General features: G+C 70.7%; 19 protein-coding genes. 6 read left to right on the plus strand and 13 right to left on the minus strand.

All coding sequences use genetic code 11. The features are described 5' to 3' along the window. Window positions 1-4: 4 nt before the first annotated feature. On the minus strand, window positions 5-427 hold the full coding sequence (rpsP, locus tag QNO14_RS07840; RefSeq protein WP_257506230.1) for a 30S ribosomal protein S16: 423 nt from the start codon (window positions 425-427) through the stop codon (window positions 5-7). 180 nt (window positions 428-607) lie between these two features. Between rpsP and QNO14_RS07845 the strand changes: the two genes are divergently transcribed. Further along, entirely contained in the window at window positions 608-1,771 is a 1,164-nt protein-coding gene (locus QNO14_RS07845; protein WP_257493290.1) for a glutamate--cysteine ligase, read from the plus strand. A gap of 150 nt (window positions 1,772-1,921) precedes the next feature. Here the strand turns inward: QNO14_RS07845 and ffh are convergent, their stop codons facing one another. The 5 genes from ffh to smc all read right to left on the minus strand — a co-directional run bounded on the left by ffh (window position 1,922) and on the right by smc (window position 9,492). After that, window positions 1,922-3,472, minus strand: coding sequence for a signal recognition particle protein (gene ffh, locus QNO14_RS07850; RefSeq protein WP_257506231.1), 1,551 nt, complete (start codon window positions 3,470-3,472; stop codon window positions 1,922-1,924). A 45-nt stretch (window positions 3,473-3,517) separates the two neighbouring features. Further along, entirely contained in the window at window positions 3,518-4,462 is a 945-nt protein-coding gene (locus tag QNO14_RS07855; protein ID WP_257506232.1) for a TetR family transcriptional regulator, read from the minus strand. 95 nt (window positions 4,463-4,557) lie between these two features. After that, complete coding sequence (locus QNO14_RS07860; RefSeq protein ID WP_257493286.1) at window positions 4,558-5,058, minus strand: DUF2004 domain-containing protein; 501 nt, start codon at window positions 5,056-5,058, stop codon at window positions 4,558-4,560. 54 nt (window positions 5,059-5,112) lie between these two features. After that, window positions 5,113-5,985: a signal recognition particle-docking protein FtsY gene (gene ftsY, locus QNO14_RS07865; protein ID WP_257493285.1), complete on the minus strand. Its 873-nt coding sequence runs from the start codon at window positions 5,983-5,985 to the stop codon at window positions 5,113-5,115. Window positions 5,986-6,003: 18 nt separating this feature from the next. Beyond that, window positions 6,004-9,492 (minus strand): chromosome segregation protein SMC, encoded by a 3,489-nt coding sequence (gene smc / locus QNO14_RS07870; protein ID WP_257506233.1) that lies wholly within the window; start codon window positions 9,490-9,492, stop codon window positions 6,004-6,006. A 113-nt stretch (window positions 9,493-9,605) separates the two neighbouring features. On the opposite strand from smc, the gene QNO14_RS07875 reads away from it, so the two are divergent. The 3 genes from QNO14_RS07875 (at window position 9,606) to QNO14_RS07885 (ending at window position 11,249) form a co-directional block, all read left to right on the plus strand. Beyond that, the gene (locus QNO14_RS07875; RefSeq protein ID WP_257506234.1) at window positions 9,606-9,731 is read left to right on the plus strand and encodes a hypothetical protein; all 126 of its coding nucleotides are present in this window, start codon (window positions 9,606-9,608) and stop codon (window positions 9,729-9,731) included. Between the two features lie 140 nt (window positions 9,732-9,871). Further along, window positions 9,872-10,117, plus strand: a complete 246-nt coding sequence (locus QNO14_RS07880; RefSeq protein ID WP_257493283.1) for a hypothetical protein — start codon at window positions 9,872-9,874, stop codon at window positions 10,115-10,117. 43 nt (window positions 10,118-10,160) lie between these two features. Beyond that, window positions 10,161-11,249 (plus strand): GNAT family N-acetyltransferase, encoded by a 1,089-nt coding sequence (locus QNO14_RS07885; protein WP_257506235.1) that lies wholly within the window; start codon window positions 10,161-10,163, stop codon window positions 11,247-11,249. A 21-nt stretch (window positions 11,250-11,270) separates the two neighbouring features. Here QNO14_RS07885 and mutM read toward each other — a convergent pair whose 3' ends face one another. From mutM to QNO14_RS07915, 6 genes are all read right to left on the minus strand, one after another. Further along, entirely contained in the window at window positions 11,271-12,176 is a 906-nt protein-coding gene (gene mutM / locus QNO14_RS07890) for a bifunctional DNA-formamidopyrimidine glycosylase/DNA-(apurinic or apyrimidinic site) lyase (protein WP_257506236.1), read from the minus strand. Continuing rightward, the gene (rnc, locus tag QNO14_RS07895) at window positions 12,169-12,861 is read right to left on the minus strand and encodes a ribonuclease III (RefSeq protein WP_257506237.1); all 693 of its coding nucleotides are present in this window, start codon (window positions 12,859-12,861) and stop codon (window positions 12,169-12,171) included. The genes mutM and rnc overlap by 8 nt, the downstream gene beginning before the upstream one ends. A gap of 19 nt (window positions 12,862-12,880) precedes the next feature. Beyond that, window positions 12,881-13,090 (minus strand): 50S ribosomal protein L32, encoded by a 210-nt coding sequence (gene rpmF, locus QNO14_RS07900; protein WP_013586329.1) that lies wholly within the window; start codon window positions 13,088-13,090, stop codon window positions 12,881-12,883. Window positions 13,091-13,092: 2 nt separating this feature from the next. Further along, complete coding sequence (locus tag QNO14_RS07905; RefSeq protein ID WP_257493440.1) at window positions 13,093-13,587, minus strand: YceD family protein; 495 nt, start codon at window positions 13,585-13,587, stop codon at window positions 13,093-13,095. Between the two features lie 113 nt (window positions 13,588-13,700). Continuing rightward, window positions 13,701-14,198, minus strand: coding sequence for a pantetheine-phosphate adenylyltransferase (coaD, locus tag QNO14_RS07910; RefSeq protein ID WP_257506238.1), 498 nt, complete (start codon window positions 14,196-14,198; stop codon window positions 13,701-13,703). Window positions 14,199-14,240: 42 nt separating this feature from the next. Next, window positions 14,241-16,403, minus strand: coding sequence for an ATP-dependent DNA helicase RecG (locus QNO14_RS07915; RefSeq protein WP_257506239.1), 2,163 nt, complete (start codon window positions 16,401-16,403; stop codon window positions 14,241-14,243). Window positions 16,404-16,477: 74 nt separating this feature from the next. On the opposite strand from QNO14_RS07915, the gene QNO14_RS07920 reads away from it, so the two are divergent. Together QNO14_RS07920 and rsmD are read left to right on the plus strand one after the other, a co-directional pair. After that, complete coding sequence (locus tag QNO14_RS07920; RefSeq protein WP_257493275.1) at window positions 16,478-17,059, plus strand: 1-acyl-sn-glycerol-3-phosphate acyltransferase; 582 nt, start codon at window positions 16,478-16,480, stop codon at window positions 17,057-17,059. Between the two features lie 4 nt (window positions 17,060-17,063). Further along, window positions 17,064-17,627 (plus strand): 16S rRNA (guanine(966)-N(2))-methyltransferase RsmD, encoded by a 564-nt coding sequence (gene rsmD / locus QNO14_RS07925; RefSeq protein WP_257506240.1) that lies wholly within the window; start codon window positions 17,064-17,066, stop codon window positions 17,625-17,627. 1 nt (window position 17,628) lies between these two features. On the opposite strand, the gene thiL is transcribed toward rsmD, so the two are convergent. Beyond that, the gene (gene thiL, locus QNO14_RS07930) at window positions 17,629-18,624 is read right to left on the minus strand and encodes a thiamine-phosphate kinase (protein WP_257493272.1); all 996 of its coding nucleotides are present in this window, start codon (window positions 18,622-18,624) and stop codon (window positions 17,629-17,631) included. Window positions 18,625-18,677: the final 53 nt, after the last annotated feature.

An 18,677-nucleotide genomic window follows, 5' to 3' on the forward strand; every position in this document is an offset into this window, starting at 1 on the left:
CGGATTACTCTGCGTCGGTCGAGGCGGGTGCCTCGTCGGACGTCGCCTCAGCGGCAGCAGGCGCGTCGGCCTTCTTCTCCGCCTTCGCCTTCACAACGGACTTCTTCGCGGCGTCGAGCTGGAACGGCTCCTTCGGCGCGGCGACCTTCACGGTCGAGACGGCGTTCTTGTCGCCCTTGAACTGACCCCAGTCGCCGGTCAGCTTGAGCAGCGCCGCGACCTGCTCGGTGGGCTGGGCGCCCACGGAGAGCCAGTACTGCGCGCGCTCGGAGTCGACCTCGATGAACGAGGGCTCCTCGGTCGGGTGGTACTTGCCGATCTCCTCGATCACGCGGCCGTCGCGCTTGGTGCGCGAGTCGGCGACGACGATGCGGTAGTACGGGGCACGGATCTTGCCGAGCCGCTTGAGACGGATCTTGACAGCCACAATTCTCCTGAATGTGTTGGAAGGATGAACGTCGCCTGGAGCGTGGGGTGCACACCCGGCAAAAGCTCTGAGGGAGGATCGCGCACTGGATAGAGGGTCGAGTAGGCGGTCCAGCCTTCTATTTTGCCAGATGCGGAGCCATGCGGCGAACCAACCTTGAGCGCGTGTCAGAATGTGCCCATGACGGTGCCCTTCGCGACATCCGCCCGTTCCTCTGTCGGACTGGAATGGGAGCTGATGCTCGCCGACGGAAAGACGGGCGATCTGGCACCCAGGGCGCCCGAGGTCATCGAGGCCCTCGCGGATTCCACGGCGCATGAGCGCTTCACCGTGACCGGCGAACTGCTCACCAACACCCTCGAGGTGACAAGTGGCGTCGGCAGCACAGTGGCGGCCGCCGTCGACGACATCGCCGACGCGATCGCCGCCGTCCGCACGGTCACCGACCCGATGGGGCTGGAGCTGCTGTGCGCCGGCAGCCACCCGTTCGCACAGTGGTTCGAGCAGGGCGTCACCGACAAGACCCGGTACCACAAGCTGATCGAGCGCACCCAGTGGTGGGGGCGCAACATGATGATCTGGGGCGTGCACGTGCACGTCGGCGTGGATGACGTCGACAAGGTGCTGCCGATCGTCAACGCACTGGCGACGTACTTGCCGCACCTGCAGGCCCTGTCGGCGTCGAGCCCGTTCTGGGCCGGCGAGAGCACCGGGTACGCCTCCAACCGGGCGCTGGTGTTCCAGCAGCTGCCCACTGCGGGTCTCCCCTGGCCGCTGCAGAACTGGGCGGAGTACGAGTCCTACCTCGACGACATGGCCGCCACGGGCGTGATGGCGGATGCCACCGAGGTGCGCTGGGACGTGCGGCCGGCTCCCCGCTGGGGCACGGTCGAAGTGCGCGCCTGCGACGGCATGTCGACGCTGCCCGAGTTGGCGGCGGTGACCGCCCTGGTGCAGGTGCTCGTCGAGCATTTCTCGCGCGAACTCGACGCGGGACGCGAGCTTCCCATCCTGCAGCCCTGGTTCGTGCGCGAGAACAAGTGGCGCGCGGCGCGCTACGGCATGGACGCCCGCCTGATCGTCGACCGTGCGGGAACGCAGGTCCCCGTCGCCGAGCACCTGCGCGAGACGCTCGACCGGCTGGCGGACGTCGCCGTCGAACTCAAGTGCGCCCGCGAGTTGGCCGGAGTGGACGCCATTCTCAGCGGCGGTGCGAGCTACGCACGCCAGTTGACGGTGGCCGAGGCCGCCGGCGGCGACCTGCGCGAAGTCGTGCAGCACCTCATCCGCGAGTTCCGCAACGGCCCGACGCTGCGCGAGCACCTGCTGACTCTCGCGCGCTGACGCGCGGCCACCCGGGCCCCGATTCCGCGCCGAGCGCAGGAGATCTCCCCGGCGCAGGCGAAACCCCGCGGCATCCGTCCTGCGCTCGCGAGATCACCTGTTCTCGCGACGGTGCGGCGGGCGGATGCCGCAAACGTCGCGGCCCCCGGCTCAGCTCTTGCCGAAGAGCTTCTGGATCTCGGCGAGATCCGCCTCGGTCGGCGGAGCCTGCGCCGCGCCCAGGCCGAAGCCCGACCCGGTGGGCGCGGTGGCCGCTGCCAGACCGGCGGCCTCCGCGGCGCGCTTGGCCGGGTTGCCCGACCGCGACACGGCCTTCTTCTTCTGCTGCTTGCCGCGCTTGCTGGATGCGCCCGGCTTGCCGCCGACCGGCCCCATGCCCGGGATGTTGGGCACGCCGCCGCGCGCGACGGTCTTCATCATCTTCGCGGCCTGATCGAAGCGCTGCACGAGCTGGTTGACGTCGGTGACCGTCATTCCGGAACCGCGCGCGATGCGCAGCCGGCGCGAGCCGTTGAGAACCTTGGGGTTGCGCCGCTCGGCGGGCGTCATCGACCGGATGATCGCCTCGGTGCGGTCGATCTCCTTCTCGTCGAAGTCCTCGAGCTGCTGCTTCATCTGGCCCATGCCCGGCAGCATGCCGAGCATCTTCTTCATCGAGCCCATCTTCTTGAGCTGCTGCATCTGCTCGAGGAAGTCCTCGAGGGTGAAGCTGTCGGTCGCGAACTTCTCCGCGACCTTCTGCGCCTCTTCCTCGTCGAACGCCTGCTGGGCCTGCTCGATCAGGGTGAGGATGTCACCGAGGTCCAGGATGCGGCTGGCCATGCGGTCGGGGTGGAAGGCTTCGAGGTCGTCGAGGCCCTCACCCGTGGACGCGTAGATGATGGGGCGTCCGGTGACGGATGCCACCGACAGTGCGGCGCCACCGCGGGCGTCGCCGTCGAGCTTGGACAGCACGACGCCGGTGAAGTCGACGCCCTCCTGGAAGGCCTTGGCCGTGTTGACGGCGTCCTGACCGATCATGGCGTCGATGACGAAGAGCACCTCGTCGGGGTCCGTCGCCTTGCGGATGTCGGATGCCTGCTTCATCAGGTCGGCGTCGACGCCCAGGCGTCCGGCGGTGTCGATGATGACGACGTCGTGCAGCTGGCGCCGGGCGGTCTCGACGCCGTCGCGGGCGACCTGCACCGGGTTGCCCACGCCGTTGCCGGGCTCGGGGGCATAGATCGCCGCACCGGCCTGCTGGGCGACGACCTGCAGCTGGTTCACGGCGTTCGGGCGCTGGAGGTCGGCTGCGACGAGGAGGGGCGTGTGACCCTCCTTCTCGAGCTGCTTGGCGAGCTTGCCGGCGAACGTGGTCTTGCCCGACCCCTGCAGGCCCGCGAGCATGATGACCGTCGGCGGGTTCTTGGCGAACTGCAGCCGACGCTGCTGTCCACCGAGAATCGCGATGAGCTCCTCGTTGACGATCTGCACCACCTGCTGCGCGGGGTTCAGCGCACGGTTGACTTCGTCGCCGAGCGCCCGCTCCCGCACCTTGGCGGTGAACTCCTTGACGACCGGCAGCGCCACGTCGGCGTCGAGAAGCGCGCGACGGATCTCTCGTACCGTCCCGTCGACGTCGGCGGCAGTGAGCTTGCCCTTGGTGCGGAGGTTGCGGAAGGTCTCTGTGAGACGATCTGAGAGCGTGCCGAAGGTAGCCATGATTCCCCGATTCTACGCGGACGCGCGACCCATCCGCCGACTCTGCTAGGCGGTCGGCTCCTGGAACAGGGTGACCTGCAGCCCCGCGGGCGCGCGCAGCCGGGCGTTGCGGGAACCCCAGGGTGTGACGCGAGCGGATGCCTGCAGCTCCGCCCCTGCGGCGGTGAGGGCGGATGCCGCGGCATCCGCATCCGCGACCTCGAAGCCGATCCGCAGCCGGTCGCTCGGAGCGTCACCGTCGGTCTCGACGGCGTCGATGTGCTCGACCTGAGCGGGGTTGGCCAGCTCCAGCGTCGCCCGACCCGCGTCGAGGATCGCGACCCGCGCGCCACCCTCGGCTTCATAGGCCTCCGCCTGCGGCATCCCGACGACGTCGCGGTAGAACTCCAGAGCCTCGGCGAACTGTTCGGCGCGCACCACGAGGCGCAGCTGCCGCACCGGGCCGGGCGAGGGAACGAGCGCGAGTGCGGCGTGCAGCAGCGGCGCGAGGGCCGACCCGCCGGGGCCGCCCTGCGCCCACGCCCAGACGGCGGCGAAGACGGCGCCGGCGTACGCACTGCCGGCCACCTCCCCCACCAGCCCTTCGCAGCCGTCGCGGTGCAGGCGCTCGGCGACCGCGCGCGCCAGGCGCAGCTGACGCGCCGCGCGTTCTCGGTTCAGCTCCGCCGCCAGCCCCATCGCCGCTTCGTGGGCGATTGCCAACGCGAGGTGGTCGGGCCTGAAGTCGTCGCCGATGGCCGTCAGCGCCTCGCGCACCGGCACGGATGCGCGCAGTGCGGTCGTCGCGGCATCCAACCGCGCGTCGAGTCCCGACCACAGCACATCGGCCTTGGACGAGAAGTAGTTGAAGAAGCTGGACCTGCTCACTCCGGCGCGCGTGGTGATGTCGGCCACCGACGTCGCGTCGTACCCCTGCTCGAGGAAGAGCTCGCACGCCGCCTCGGCCAGCGTGTCCCGCGACGAGGCCTTGGGTCTACCCACCCGATTCATGTGTTCAGCGTACGGATGCCCCGGCGCGCCCGTGCTCTCTCGCCCCGACGAATACTCACTCGGGAACGCGAATACTCACTCGGGAGCGCGAATACTCACTCGGCGCTGGTGACGGACTGCACTTCGCCGTCGGAGGCGAGGTTCACCAGCAGCACGTCGTCGGTGGCGTCCGGGTCGAGGGCGTATTCCAGCACCGCGAACGGGTCCTTGCCGCCGTGCTCGTCGGCGAGGATCGTCATGCTCATCAACTGCAGCGAGCGGATCACGTCCACGTGCACGTCGCCGGAGATGTCGACGAGGTACTCCTCGATGCGGTCCCCCATGCGGTCCTGCTGCTGCAGGATGTACTCGGTCACCTCGCTGGTGCGGTCGTCGAGCTCGGTGACCATCGCGTTGCGGGCGGTGAGGTCGATGCTCTCGAGGGCGGTGATCATCGCTGCGGCGATGTCGAGCGCCGCCGGCGAGACGTCGTCCTGATCCGGCGCCGTGAGGTCCACGGTGACGATCTGGTCGGCGAACTCGACGTTCTCCGACCAGAAGATCGACCCGTCGGGGCCGGTCTCCAAGAGTCCGAAGTAGTCGTGCTCGATCGCCATGCCTCTATGAAACCAGTCCCGCACCCACGGCGGTAGTCCGGCGCGCCGGACCGGTCACTCGACCAGCGATGCGGCGAAGACGTGCGGCGTGAAACCGGTGAGGTCGTTGATGCCCTCACCCTGCCCGAGCAGCTTGACCGGGATGCCGGTGCGCTCCTGCACCGCGAGAACGAATCCGCCCTTGGCGGAGCCGTCGAGCTTGGTGAGCACGAGCCCGGTGACCCCCGCGTGCTGCAGGAACGCTTCCGCCTGCATGACGCCGTTCTGGCCGGTCGTGGCATCCAGCACGAGCAGCACTTCGCTGATGGGCGCCTGCTTCTCGATGACCCGGCGGATCTTGGTGAGCTCGTCCATGAGCCCGCCCTTGGTGTGGAGCCGCCCGGCGGTGTCGACCAGCACGATCTCGGTGCCGGTGCGCTTGGCGTACTCGATCGTCTGGAAGGCGACGGATGCCGGATCCTGGCCCTCCTGCTGGGGGCGCACGATCGCCGCACCGCCACGCTCGGCCCAGGTGGCCAGCTGATCCACCGCTGCGGCGCGGAACGTGTCGGCTGCACCGACGACCACCGATCGCCCATACCGCTGCAGGAACTTCGCGAACTTGCCGATCGTCGTCGTCTTGCCGACCCCGTTGACGCCGACCACGAGCACCACCGCGGGGCGCTCGGTGAGGCGCAGGGTGGTGTCGAACTTCGCGAAGTGCTCCTCGAGCGTCTCCCGCAGCATCCGCTGCAGGTCGCGCGGATCGGTCGTGCGGTAGCGCTCGACCTTCTCCTGCAGCTCCTCGACGATGCGCTCGGTGATGTCGGGACCGAAGTCCGCGGTCAGCAGCGCCGTCTCCAGGTCCTCCCAGGTGTTCTCGTCGATCGTGGGTTTGACGAACATGCCGCGCAGTGCGCGGCCGAGCGACCAGGAGTTCTCCGCCATGCTTCCAGCCTAGGTGCGCTACGCACTCTGTTTGTCGCGCACGCGCTGACCGACCACTGCGGAGACGCCGTCCTGACGCATCGACACGCCGTAGAGCGCGTCGGCGATCTCCATCGTGCGCTTCTGATGGGTGATGACGATCAGCTGGCTGGACTCGCGCAGCCGCTCGAAGACTCCGAGGAGACGCCCCAGGTTGGCGTCGTCCAGCGCCGCCTCCACCTCGTCGAGGATGTAGAACGGGCTCGGGCGTGCCATGAAGATGGCCGTGAGCAGAGCGACCGCCGCCAGCGACCGCTCCCCGCCGGAGAGCAGGGAGAGGCGCTCGATCTTCTTTCCGACCGGCCGCACGCTGACCTCGATGCCGGTGGTGAGCGGGCTCTCGGGATCGGTCAGCGAGATGCTCCCCGTGCCGCCGGGGAAGAGGATCGGGAAGACCTCGGCGAATGCCTGCTTCGTGTCTTCGAAGGCGGCGAGGAAGATCGTCTGCATCCGCTCGTCGAGCTCTTCGATGATCGTCATGAGATCCGCGCGGGTCTGCGCGAGGTCGTGGAGCTGCTCGGTGAGGAACGCATGGCGCTGCTCCAGCGCGGCGAACTCCTCCAGCGCGAGGGGATTCACTCTTCCCAGCTGGCCGAGCTTGCGCTCGGCATCCTGCAGACGTCGGCGCTGGGCCGCACGGTCGTACGGTTCCGTCCGCGCCTCGTCGTCGCTCGTCGGGGCGGGAACGGGCTGATCCGGACCGTATTCCGAAATCAGAATGTTTTCGTCGAGGCCCAGCTCGGAGGCGACGCGCTCCCGCAGGCTCGTCACGTGCAGTCGCTTCTCGTGCATCTGCATCTCGAGGCCGTGCACGCTCTCGGTCAGTGCCGCGAGCCGATCGCGCACCGCGTTCTCCTGCACGCGCAGCTCAGCGAGCTCGGCCGTGACGGCCGTCCGAGCGGACTCGGCGGATGCCAGCTCGACCCTCGCCTGCGACACGGACCGGTCCACGGAGTCGAGCAGCGGCGGCAGCTGTGCGGCGACGTCGGCCGCGACCGCGCGCTGCGCGCGGCGGATCACCGCGCGCCGTGCGGCTTCTTCGGCGGCGGCACGCTCCCGCTCGCGCTGGCGCTCCAGCTGCACGACCTGCTGCTCGCCGGCGCGGATGCGCTCCCGGAGCGTCTCGACGTCCAGGCGCGCGCGCATCTCGGCATCCCGTGCGTTCTCCAGCGCCGCCAGCATGCCTTCTCGTGCCGACGCGTCGAGGATGGGGCGCGGCGTCTCGAGCGCCTGCTGCAGTGCGTCGTCGGCCGCCCGCACCCGCGCTTCGGCTTCGGCGACCGCCGCTTCGGCCGGCTGCAGGCCCGACGCCAGCCGCTCGCACTCGGCGATCGCCGCTTCATGGCGCACGGTGGCACGGTTGACCTGTTCGGTGTGCGCGGCCAGTGCGGCGTCGTGCGCGCGCAGGGTCTCGAGGGCCGTCCGCGTGCGATGGCGGGCGTCGTCGAGGTGCCGCTGAGCGTCGCGCAGTCCGTCTCGCAGCGAATCCGCCACGACGACGATCTCGGACAGGCGGTCCACGGCGGCATCCCGCTCGGCGGCGAGCTCCAGTCGGGAGCGCCCTCCCCCGCTGCCGGCACGCACCGTGTGGGCCGTGACGATCTCCCCTGCTCGGGTGACCACCGTGACGCCGGCGGGAAGATCGCCGAGCGCGTCGAAGTCGTCTGCGATCGCCACCGAGGACAGCAGCCCGAGGATGCCGGGAGGCGCCGTCACCACGTCGGTGGCCGCCACGGTGTTCGGCACGGCCACGAGGGAACCGCTCGCCGCGGCTTCGCCGATGGCGATGTCCACCGTGCCGAGGTCGGCGTCGCGAGCGAGGCGGGCGACGGCATAGGCCTCGTCGGCCGTGTCGACCAGCACGCCTTCGGCCAGCTGACCGAGCACCGCGGCGATGGCCGCCTCGTACCCGGCCTTCACCTTGACCGCGTCGCCGACGAGCCCGCGCACACCGCCTCGGCCACGGGCGATGATCTCCGCCGCGGCGTTGCGCACATCCAACGCCCGCCCGAGCGCCGCGGTCTGCGCCGTCAGCGCCTCGACTTCGCGCTCGGCCGCATGCAGGCGCTCACGGATGCCGCCGACGGTCGTCTCGGCGTCGTTCGCCTCGCGCTGCGCCCGCTCGTACAGCGCGGCATACTCCGCGGACGAGCCTTCGGGAACGAGATCGGGGTCGATGCCGGCGAGGGCGTCCTCGGCGTCGGCACGGCGCGCCAGCGCGGCGTCCAGCGCCCTCTGCTGCCGCTCGACGCCCGCGCGTACCGCGGCAAGCTCCGAACGCGCGGCGTCGGCGGCGCCCCGCAGCTTCGCCAATCGCATGTCGTGCTCCGACACCAGCGCGCTCTGCGCGGCGATGTCGGCGTCGAGCGCATCGAGCTCCGCGCGGGCGCGGATGACGCCGCGCGACGCCGCCTCCGCGGCATCCTGCGCCGTGCCCAGACCCGCGCTGATCCGGTCGATCTCAGCGCGCGCCTCGTCGATGGCCGCCTGCGACACGGTGGCCTGCTCGAACAGCGGCGCATCGTCGCCGGAGAGCAGGGCGAGGCGCTGGTTGCTCAGCGAGTACAGGCCTCGCAGCCGCTCCTGCACCTGCTCGAGGGCGAACGTCGTGCGTCGGGCACGGTCCACGGCCTCGGAGCGCTGCTCCGCCTCGAGTCGTTCCACCCGCACGCGCACCTGCTCGGCCTGGTCCTGCAGCACGAGGCGCTCGGAGTGGCGCTCCTGTTCGTTGCGCGCGTGGTCGGCGAGCTGCGCCTTGAGGGCGACGAGGTCGTCGGCGTACAGCCGGGCCTTGGCGTCGCGCACGACGGCGGCGATGGTCGCCGCCTCGCGGGCGACCTCGGCCTGCTTGCCCAGGGGCTTCAGCTGGCGTCGCAGCTCGCCGGCGAGATCGGACAACCGGGTGAGGTTCGCCTCCATCGCGGTGAGCTTGCGGAGCGTCTTCTCCTTGCGACGCCGATGCTTCAGAATGCCGGCTGCCTCTTCGATGAAGCCGCGGCGGTCCTCGGGCGAGGCCTGCAGCACGCTGTCCAGCCGCCCCTGACCCACGATGACGTGCATCTCGCGCCCGAGCCCGGAGTCGCTGAGCAGCTCCTGCACGTCCAGCAGCCGGCAGCTCTGGCCGTTGATGGCGTACTCGCTCGCGCCGTTGCGGAACAGCGTGCGACTGATCGTGACCTCGCTGTACTCGATCGGCAGCGCACCGTCGGAGTTGTCGATCGTCAGCTGCACCTCGGCTCGGCCCAGCGGGCCGCGGGTCGCCGTGCCGGCGAAGATGACGTCTTCCATCTTTCCGCCGCGCAGGGTCTTGGCCCCCTGCTCCCCCATCACCCAGGCGAGGGCGTCGACGACGTTGGACTTGCCCGAGCCGTTGGGCCCGACGATGCAGGTCACGCCCGGTTCGAGGGCGAAGGTCGTCGGCTGGGCGAACGACTTGAAACCTTTGAGCGTCAGGCTCTTCAGGTGCATGGGCGCCCTCCGTCACGGGTTACCCGACCACGCTACTGTGACGCGGGCTTGACGTGCGCACCGCCACGCGCTATGTTCCTTGATCACGTCAGAAGTTGAGAGGAGGTTCCCACGTGTTTTACATCAGCAACCCAGCTTTGACCACCGCGTTCATCGCGTCCACGTCGCTGCGCTGGCCTCTGGGGACCGCCGCCTCCTTCGGGGCCGGGATCACCGGCCGCGTGCCCGCCGCTGCGTGATCTGAGCCTTCACCCGCTCCATCCGCCGCGCAGGGGATCTCCCCCGCGCTTCGCGCCGCCCGTCTTCTGCGGGCTCCCTCCCGCCGTGCCCGGCACGGCCTCTCGCCGCCGTCATGGCGGCCCCTTCTCTCGGAGACATCATGAACACGCTGACCGTCTCGCGCGCCGCCCGCGCGCTGGACACCGTCCGAACAGCCGACCGACAATCGCAGACGCCTCTGCTCGACCGGGTCGCCATGCGCGTGGCGCTGGCCCTGCTGCTGTGGAGCACCCGGCCCCGACTCCCGAAGTCCTCGTTCGCCGATCTCGCACGGCGGGAACGCCGAATGGCCGAGGTCGAACGCGAACGCGCGTGGCTGCTGCTGCAGAACCTCACCCTTCGCTGACCCTTTCAGTCAGGCCTGCGCCCGTAGGCCGGAACGGAACATCATGACCACCCTCCTCTCCGACGTCCGGCTGCGCCCGCTCACCGTGCCGGTGTCGCTCGACGCGCCGGACGCCGCCGACTTCACCGCCATGGTCGATGTGCGCAACCGCGTCTTCGAGCAGATCTCGGGCCACACCGACCACACGTTCACCGCGGCGGAGCTGCTGCCGCACTTCCAGGACACCGAGGACGAGGAGCGCTTCATGTGGCTCATCGAGGTCGACGGCACTCTCGTCGGCCGGGTCGGTGTCGACCTGCCCCGTGAGAAGGGCTCACGCACCGCGTACTGGCTCATCGAGCTGCTGCGCGAGGCGTGGGGGCGCGGCATCGGCTCGTACGCCTACGAGTTCGTCGAGCGCACCGCCCGTGAGCACGGCCGCACCGTGCTGCAGGCGTGGGCCGAGCAGTCGCCCGCGCCCGGGGACGACACGCTCGCCCCCCGCACCGGGTTCGGCCGCGTACCGCGCGATCACATCACGCGGTTCTTCCTGCGGCACGGCCACACCCTCGAGCAGGTGGAGCGCGCGAGTGCACTCGACCTGACGGCCCCCATGGACCGCATCGAGAAGCTCCACGCCGAGGCACTGGCCGCGGCGAAGGGCTATCGCGTCGTGCAGTGGCACGCGCCCACTCCCCCGGAGTTGCGCGAGGGCTACGCATGGATGAAGTCGCGCATGTCGACCGACGTGCCGGCGGGCGCCCTCGAGTTCGATGAGGAGGCCTGGGATGCCGCACGCGTCGAGCGCCACGACAACCGCTACCTCGAGGGCGGACGCACGCTGCAGGTGACCGCCGCGCAGCACATCGTCACCGGCGAGCTCTGCGCCTTCAACGAGCTCGTCATCGGCCAGGACCGCACCGCCGCGTCGCACCAGGAGGACACCCTGGTGCTGAAGGAGCACCGCGGTCACCGGCTCGGCATGCTCGTGAAGTGCGCGGGGCTGCTGTCGTGGCGCGAGCTGGCGCCGCAGTCGCCGCGGGTCATGACCTACAACGCCGAGGAGAACCGCCCGATGCTCGACATCAACGAGGCCATCGGGTTCGTGCCGGTCGCCTACGAGGGCGCCTGGAAGAAGACGCTCCAGGACTGACGCCTGTCCGCGGCCGTGGACTCAGGTCCGCGGCCGCGGCGGCTTCTGGCAGCGCGGGCAGAAGTGGCTCGAACGATTGGTGAAGGACACCCGCACGATGGCGGCCCCACACCGCGGACAGGCCTGTCCGGTGCGGCCGTAGGCGTTGAGGGAGTGCGCGAAGTAGCCGGCCTGGCCGTTGACGTTGACGTACTGGGCGTCGAAGCTCGTGCCACCCTCGGCCAGCGCCTTCTCGAGCACGACGCGGATCTCGTGCAGCAGCCGATTCACCGTGCGGGTCGACAGCGCTGCGGCAGGCGTCTCGGGGTGTACGCGCGCAGCCCACAGCGCCTCGTCGGCGTAGATGTTGCCGACGCCGCTGAGCACCGTCTGGTCCAGCAGCACGCGCTTCACCGCAGACCACTTGCGAGACAGCGCCGCGCGGAACCCGGCGTCGCGGAACGCCGGGTCGAGCGGGTCGCGGGCGATGTGCGCCACCTGGGTCGGAACGGTGGCGGCATCCGTCCCCCAGCCTCCGGGGGCTCCGTCGGGCGTCGGGATGAGTGCATCGACGGCGAGTGAGCCGAAGGTGCGCTGGTCCGCGAAGACGACCGCCAGATCGCCGTGCACCGGATGGGCGATGTCGAGGCGGATGCGCTCGTGGCGCTCGGGCGCGGCACCGGGCTCGCGCAGCAGCATCTGTCCGCTCATGCCGAGGTGAGCGATGACCGCGTCAGCCCCGCCGTCCAACGGCAGCCACAGGAACTTTCCGCGGCGAGCCGCGGCAACGACCCCCCGCCCGGTGAGGGCAGCCTCGAACGAGGACGCATCGCCGCGATGCCTTGTGAGGGCGCGGTCATCGCCGACGGTGACCGCCACGATGCGGGCCCCGGTCACGGCGGGCGCGAGCCCCGCCCGCACGACCTCTACTTCGGGCAGCTCAGGCACGGGCGCTGAGTTCGCGCCACGCTGTGAGCGCCGCCGCCATCTCCGCCTGCTTCTTGCTCGTGCCGGAACCGGCCGCGGTGAGATCTCCCACGGTGACCGACGCCGTGAAGACGCGGTCGTGGTCGGGGCCGGAGGCTTCGATGGCGTACACGGGCGGACTCAGGGCGTTCCGCGCCGCGAGCTCCTGCAGGCTCGTCTTCGGATCCATGGCCGCGCCATAGCGCTCGGGGTCCTGCAGCAGTGGTTCGACCAGGCGCAGCACCAGCGCCGTCGCCGCATCGGGGCCCGCCGACAGGTAGGTCGCGCCGATGACGGCTTCCATCGTGTCGGCGAGGATCGAGTCCTTGTCGCGTCCGCCGGTCTGCTGCTCGCCACGGCCCAGCAGCAGATAGGAGCCGAGCCCGATGCCGCGGGCCACCTCTGCGAGGGCGACCGTGGACACCACGCTCGCGCGCCGCTTGGCCAGCTCGCCCTCGTCGAGGTCGGGGTGCGCGGTGAACAGGCGCACCGTCACCGCCTGTCCGAGCACCGAGTCCCCGAGGAACTCGAGGCGCTCATTGTGCGGGATGCCACCGGCTTCGTACGCGTACGAGCGGTGCGTCAGTGCAAGCGACAGAAGCTCGGGGTCGATATCGACCCCGAGCTTGTCGACGAGCGTGGAACGCTCGTGGGTGACGTCAGTCACGCCGTCCGCCGATCGCGGATCAGACGTCGGCGACCTTGCGTCCCTTGTACTCCAGGAACAGCTCGGTGCCCTGCGAGTCGGTGACGACCTTGGCCTGGTGGGGACGGCTGTAGACGACCTTGCCGTTCTCGATGGTCTTGACCAGCGCGGGGGCTTCGGCCTTCCACTGCGCGCGACGCGAGCGGGTGTTGGAACGCGAAACCTTGCGCTTCGGGGGGTTGCCTGCCATGGCTAGCTCTCTTCTGTGGTCTCGGCGCCGCGGCGGTCAGCCACGTCGTCGTTGGTAAAGGTCTTGAGGGCCGCCCAGCGCGGATCAACGGGTTCGCGGGGCTCATGCACCGCTTCCGCAGTCAACCGCTCGCCCGTGATCGGGTCGAGCCCGGGACAATCCGGCTGACAAACCGGCTGGAACGGAAGCGACAGGACGATTGCGTCCCTGACCAGAGTCTCCGTGTCGACAAAGTCGTTCTGGAGTTCGAAGTCAGTCGCCTCCTCCCCAGGATACCCGAAGAGCTCCTGAAACTCGACTTCGACGGGCTGGACGATGTCGGTGAGGCACCGACCGCACACGCCCCGGTAGAGCGTGTCGGCTTCGCCGGTGACGAGGATGCCCTCGTGCACGGACTCAAGACGAACGTCCAGGTGCACCGGCTCACCCTGCTCCACGGCGACCAGCGACTCGCCCCAGCGGTGGGGGGCGGGCGCCTCGACCTCGAACTCCCGCATCTCGCCGGGACGGCGCACGATGTCCCGCACGGGGAACACGAAGGGGCCGCTGACATGCTTTCTCACCACGGTCCCCCATGTTACCGGCGCCGAGGCAGCTCGGCGCCGCGCGGTCAGATGTCGCGGGCGCCGGTGTCGAGGAAGCGCGCGACGGGTGCGGGCACGAAGGGGGCGACGTCGCCGCCGAGAGCCGCGACCTGACGCACGAGGGAACTCGACACGAGCGCGTGCGACGGATCCGGGAGAAGGAAGACCGTCTCGATCTGGGCGAGGTGCCGGTTGACGATCGCCATCGGCGTCTCGTACGCGACATCCACCTGCGAGCGGATGCCCTTCACCAGCACCCCGGCATCGACGTCGGTGGCGTAGTCGACGAGCAGGCCCATGCTCCAGGAGGCGACCACGACGTCGCCCTGGATCTCGCCCTCCGCGATGGACTGCTCGAGCAGCGTCAGTCGCTGGGCGATGGGAAGCATCGCCTCTTTGGCGGGGTTGTGCACCACGAGCACGTGCAGCCGGTCGTACAGCGCTGCGGCGCGACGGATGACGTCGAGGTGCCCGAGCGTCGGCGGGTCGAAGGAACCGGGAACAACGGCGATCCGAGGGTTCATGCCCCCAGCGTATCCCCGCCGGCGGCACGTCCCCGACGCGGGTCAGCTCTTGGCGAGCGCCGCGCGCTCCGTCACGTCCAGGCGCCGATCGATCGATGCGGCCAGGCCGGGGTGCGCCGTGAGCGCCGGGTCCTCGGCGAGCACGCGTTCCGCCTCTTCGCGGGCGATGGCGATGAGGTCGGCATCCTTCACGACCCGCAGCAGGCGCAGCGACGAGCGGGCACCGGACTGGGCGTCGCCGAGCACGTCGCCCTCGCCACGCAGCTCGAGGTCGACCTCGGCCAGCTCGAAGCCGTCCGTCGTGGCCGCCACCGCCTCCACGCGCTCGCGCGACGTGGTCCCCGCGGGCGCCTCGGTCACGAGCAGGCAGAGGCCGGGCACCGCACCACGACCGACGCGCCCGCGCAGCTGATGCAGCTGCGAGACGCCGAAGCGGTCGGCCTCGAGGATCACCATCGTCGAGGCGTTCGGGACATCGACGCCGACCTCGACGACCGTCGTCGCCACCAGCACATCGATGTCTCCGCGGGCGAAGGCCTGCATGACGGCATCCTTCTCCTCACCCGGCATACGCCCGTGCAGGATCGCCACCCGCAGCTCCTCGAAGGCAGGATGCTGCGACAGCAGCACCTGCACCTGCACGACGCCCCAGCGCGTGCGTTCGGGCACCCCCTCAGAGGGGCCGGCCGGCTCATCCGCCGTGTCGTCCTTGACGAGCGCCTCGGCATCGATCGCGGCGCACACGACGAACGCCTGGCGGCCCTGGGCTACCTCTTCGGCGATGCGCTCCCAGACGCGCGCGAACCAACCGGGCTTTTCTGCCAGGGGTGCGACGAAGGTCGAGATGCCGGCGCGCCCGGCGGGCATGGTGCGGATCGTCGACACGTCCAGATCGCCGAACACGGTCATTGCGACGGTGCGCGGGATCGGCGTGGCCGTCAGCACCAGCACGTGGGGAGCGGTTCCCTTCGCACGGAGGGCCTCGCGCTGCTCGACGCCGAAGCGATGCTGCTCGTCGACCACCACGAGCCCCAGATCGGCGAAGGTCGTCGAGGCGCTCAGCAGCGCGTGAGTGCCCACCACGATGCGCGCCTGACCCGAGGCCGCGCGCAGCGCCGCCTTGCGACGCTCGGCCGCCGTGAGCTGGCCCGTCAGGAGAGTGGGCATGAGCTCGGGTGCGAGCCGGGGGCCGAGCATGCGGGCGATGGAACGCACGTGCTGTGCGGCGAGCACCTCGGTGGGGGCGATGAGCGCCGCCTGTCCCCCGGTCTCGGCCACCTGCAGCATGGCGCGGAGGGCCACGAGTGTCTTGCCCGAGCCGACCTCGCCCTGCACGAGCCGGTTCATCGGCCACGCGCCCTCGAGGTCGGCGGCGATGCGCCGACCGACGCTCTCCTGGTCGGCGGTGAGGGCGAAAGGCAGTGTCGCGTCGAACTGTGCGAGCAGGCCGCCCGGCGCGGCACGTCGTGAAGTCGCCGACAGGGCGCGCACCTGCTCGCGCTGCTGCAGGAGGGCGGACTGCAGCACGAACGCCTCGTGCGTGCGCAGAGTCTCTTGCGCCTGGCCGATCTGCTCGAACGTCTCGGGGCGGTGGATGCGCTCGAGCGCGGTGCGGGCATCGAGCAGGTCGCGGGCGACGCGGAACGACTCCGGAAGGGGGTCGGGCACCTCATCGAGCACGTCGAGGACGGTGTCGACCGTCTTCTTGATCTGCCAGCTGGCCACCGTGCTCGTGGCGGGGTAGATGGGGACCGGCTCGCTCGACCGCGCGCGGGCCGCCGACAGGGCGACGGCGTCGTCCTCGAACAGCTGATAGTCGGGGTGGGCGAACTGCTGCGCGCCGCGATAGATCCCGACCTTCCCCGAGAAGATCCCGCGCCGTCCGGGGGTGAGTTCCGCCGCGCGCCATGCCTGGTTGAAGAACGTCAGCACGAGGGCGCCCTGCCCGTCGCTGATGACGACCTCGAGGATCGAGCCGCGCCGGTTGCGCATGCGTCGCTCGGTGGCCGAGCGCACCTCGGCGACGATCGTGACCTGCTCGCCCAGCGGCAGCGAGTCGATCGGGGTCAGCTCGCCGCGCTTGGCATAGCGCCGCGGGTAGTGCGCCAGCAGGTCGCCGACGGTCTGCATGCCGAAGGCGCGCTCCAGCGCTCCGGCGGTCTTGTCGCCGACCGCGGCGCGCAGACGCGACTCGAGCGACACCATGAGGGAGATTCTAGGTCGACCCGCGGACACCCCGGTCTGCTCCTCCCCACAGGGGGCCGTCGTACGGTGGAGGAGTGATACGACGTACCCTCGCCCGCAGCTATTGGGCGCTCAGCCGCTGGCGGCTCGTCACGGCCCCTGCACCACAGCGCCCCAGCGTGCTCATCGGCGCTCCGCACACCTCGAACTGGGATTTCGTGATCATGCTCGCGATGGCGTGGCGCCTGGGCATCCCGGTGCGCTGGCTCGGAAAGAAGAGCCTCTTCCGCGGCTGGCGCGGACCCCTGATGAGGGGTCTCGGCGGCATCCCCGTCGATCGTGACGACCCCCGCGGAGTCGTCGACGACGTCGTGGCACGCATCCGGGCCGGCGAGGTGTTCGGTCTGGTCGTGACCCCCGAAGGCACGCGAGGGCCTGGCGCCTCATGGAAGTCGGGCTTCTATCGCATCGCGCGCGAAACCGGCATGCCCGTCACCCTCGGCTACGTCGACCGCACCACCATGACCGCCGGACTGGGCGACACGATCGAGCTCACCGGCGATGTCGGCGCCGACATGGACCGTATCCGCGCGTTCTACGCAGACAAGGCGGGGCTGCGGCCGCAGAACCGTGCCGAACCGCGGCTGCGCGACGAGTCGTCGCGGCCGGTAGCGTGATGACGTGACTCGGATCATCTCCGGCGCCGCCGGCTCGCTCACCCTCGTCGTCCCCGACGCCGGCACCAGGCCGACCAGCGACCGCGTGCGCGAGGCCCTCTTCAGTTCGCTGGAGGCCGCCGACGTGCTCGCCGGGGCCCGGGTGGTGGACCTGTACGCCGGGTCGGGCGCCCTCGGCCTCGAGGCCCTCAGCCGCGGAGCGTCTGCCGTGGACCTCGTCGAGAAGGCGCCGAAGGCGGCATCCACCGCGCAGCGCAACGCAGCCGCGGTGGCACGGGCCGTCCGTGCGCCCTCGGTCGCGTGGCGGGTGCACCGCTCGAGCGCCGACGCGTTCCTGCGCGCCGGGAACGATCAGTTCGACCTGGTGTTCCTCGACCCGCCCTACGACATCGGCGAGGCGGAGCTGACCCAGACGCTGTCGCTGCTGGTCCCCCGGCTGGCGCCGGATGCCACCGTCGTCATCGAGCGCGCACGGCGATCGCCCCAGCCCGGCCTTCCGGAAGGACTCGTGCTCGACCGCGACAAGCGCTACGGCGACACCACGCTGTGGTGGGTCACCACGGCGTGACTCAGCCGCTGTGGCGGTCCCAATCGCGGTAGGGGTCCCAGCCGCCCGGACCGCCATAGGGCAGATCGTCGACCAGCACGGCATCCGCGCCTGCGGGGCGCACCTCTCCGATCACCCGGAATCCGTCGGGAAGGTCGGCCTCGTCGCGGAATGTGGCCAGCAGCGCGTGGTCCTCGCCGCCCTCCAGCGCCGTGACCGGGTCGGGACCGAGCGCCGCCGAGGTCAGCGAGATCGTCACTCCGGATGCCGTGGCGAGCCGCCGCGCATCGAGGGCGAGCCCGTCCGAGACGTCCATCATCGCCGTCGCCCCCGCTGCGGCCGCCTCGGGGCCCGAGGCGATCGGCGGCCGGGGCCGCAGCTGCGCCTGCACCGCCGCCGCCTCCCGCCGGGTGAGGTGCGACGTCACGATCGGGGTCGCCTCGCCCTGCTCGTCACGGAAGCGGTCGAAGAGCACCGCGAGCCCGGCGGCCGCCCGGCCGACATCGCCGGCGATGGCCACGACCTCACCGGGGCGGGCTCCGGAGCGGCGTACCGGGTCCCCCGCGTCGAGCACACCCACCGCGGTGACCGCGACGGTGAGGGTGTCCGAGATCGTGAGGTCTCCCCCCTCCACCGCGCACCCGGGGGCGAGCGCGTCGCACGCGGCGCGAAGGCCCAGCGCCAGGTCGCCGACGAAGCGCACCTCGGTGTCGGCAGGCACCGCCAGCGCGACGAAGAGCGCGACCGGCCGCGCCCCCATAGCGGCGACGTCGGCGAGGTTCACCGCGGCGGCCTTCCAGCCCAGGTCCGTGCCCGACGACCACGCCAGGCGGAAGTCGGGACCGTGCACGAGGGTGTCGGTGGTGACGACGACCCGCTCTCCCGGCGCGGCCAGCACGGCGGCATCGTCGCCCGGCCCGACGAGGGCCGCGGACGACCCGTCGAGCGCGGCGAAGACCTCCCGCAAGACGGCGCTCTCCCCGGCCGCCCCCACCGTCTGCTCGGGTTCGCTCGTCACCGCTCCACCGTACCGGCAGTGACGGCACGGTGGCCGGGACGGGCGCTCAGCGG

This window comes from Microbacterium sp. zg-Y625 (assembly GCF_030246925.1).
Taxonomy (GTDB): domain Bacteria; phylum Actinomycetota; class Actinomycetes; order Actinomycetales; family Microbacteriaceae; genus Microbacterium; species Microbacterium jiangjiandongii.

What these genes read in the sequence shown, in the direction of transcription:
- smc (WP_257506233.1), bottom strand. Translation starts at nt 9,492, where the DNA reads ATGCACCTGAAGAGCCTGACGCTCAAAGGTTTCAAGTCGTTCGCCCAG.
- QNO14_RS07860 (WP_257493286.1), bottom strand. Translation starts at nt 5,058, where the DNA reads ATGGCGATCGAGCACGACTACTTCGGACTCTTGGAGACCGGCCCCGAC.
- QNO14_RS07905 (WP_257493440.1), bottom strand. Translation starts at nt 13,587, where the DNA reads ATGCGGGAGTTCGAGGTCGAGGCGCCCGCCCCCCACCGCTGGGGCGAG.
- ftsY (WP_257493285.1), bottom strand. Translation starts at nt 5,985, where the DNA reads ATGGCGGAGAACTCCTGGTCGCTCGGCCGCGCACTGCGCGGCATGTTC.
- ffh (WP_257506231.1), bottom strand. Translation starts at nt 3,472, where the DNA reads ATGGCTACCTTCGGCACGCTCTCAGATCGTCTCACAGAGACCTTCCGC.
- QNO14_RS07880 (WP_257493283.1), top strand. Translation starts at nt 9,872, where the DNA reads ATGAACACGCTGACCGTCTCGCGCGCCGCCCGCGCGCTGGACACCGTC.
- rpmF (WP_013586329.1), bottom strand. Translation starts at nt 13,090, where the DNA reads ATGGCAGGCAACCCCCCGAAGCGCAAGGTTTCGCGTTCCAACACCCGC.
- QNO14_RS07855 (WP_257506232.1), bottom strand. Translation starts at nt 4,462, where the DNA reads ATGAATCGGGTGGGTAGACCCAAGGCCTCGTCGCGGGACACGCTGGCC.
- coaD (WP_257506238.1), bottom strand. Translation starts at nt 14,198, where the DNA reads ATGAACCCTCGGATCGCCGTTGTTCCCGGTTCCTTCGACCCGCCGACG.
- QNO14_RS07845 (WP_257493290.1), top strand. Translation starts at nt 608, where the DNA reads ATGACGGTGCCCTTCGCGACATCCGCCCGTTCCTCTGTCGGACTGGAA.
- QNO14_RS07915 (WP_257506239.1), bottom strand. Translation starts at nt 16,403, where the DNA reads ATGGTGTCGCTCGAGTCGCGTCTGCGCGCCGCGGTCGGCGACAAGACC.
- QNO14_RS07885 (WP_257506235.1), top strand. Translation starts at nt 10,161, where the DNA reads ATGACCACCCTCCTCTCCGACGTCCGGCTGCGCCCGCTCACCGTGCCG.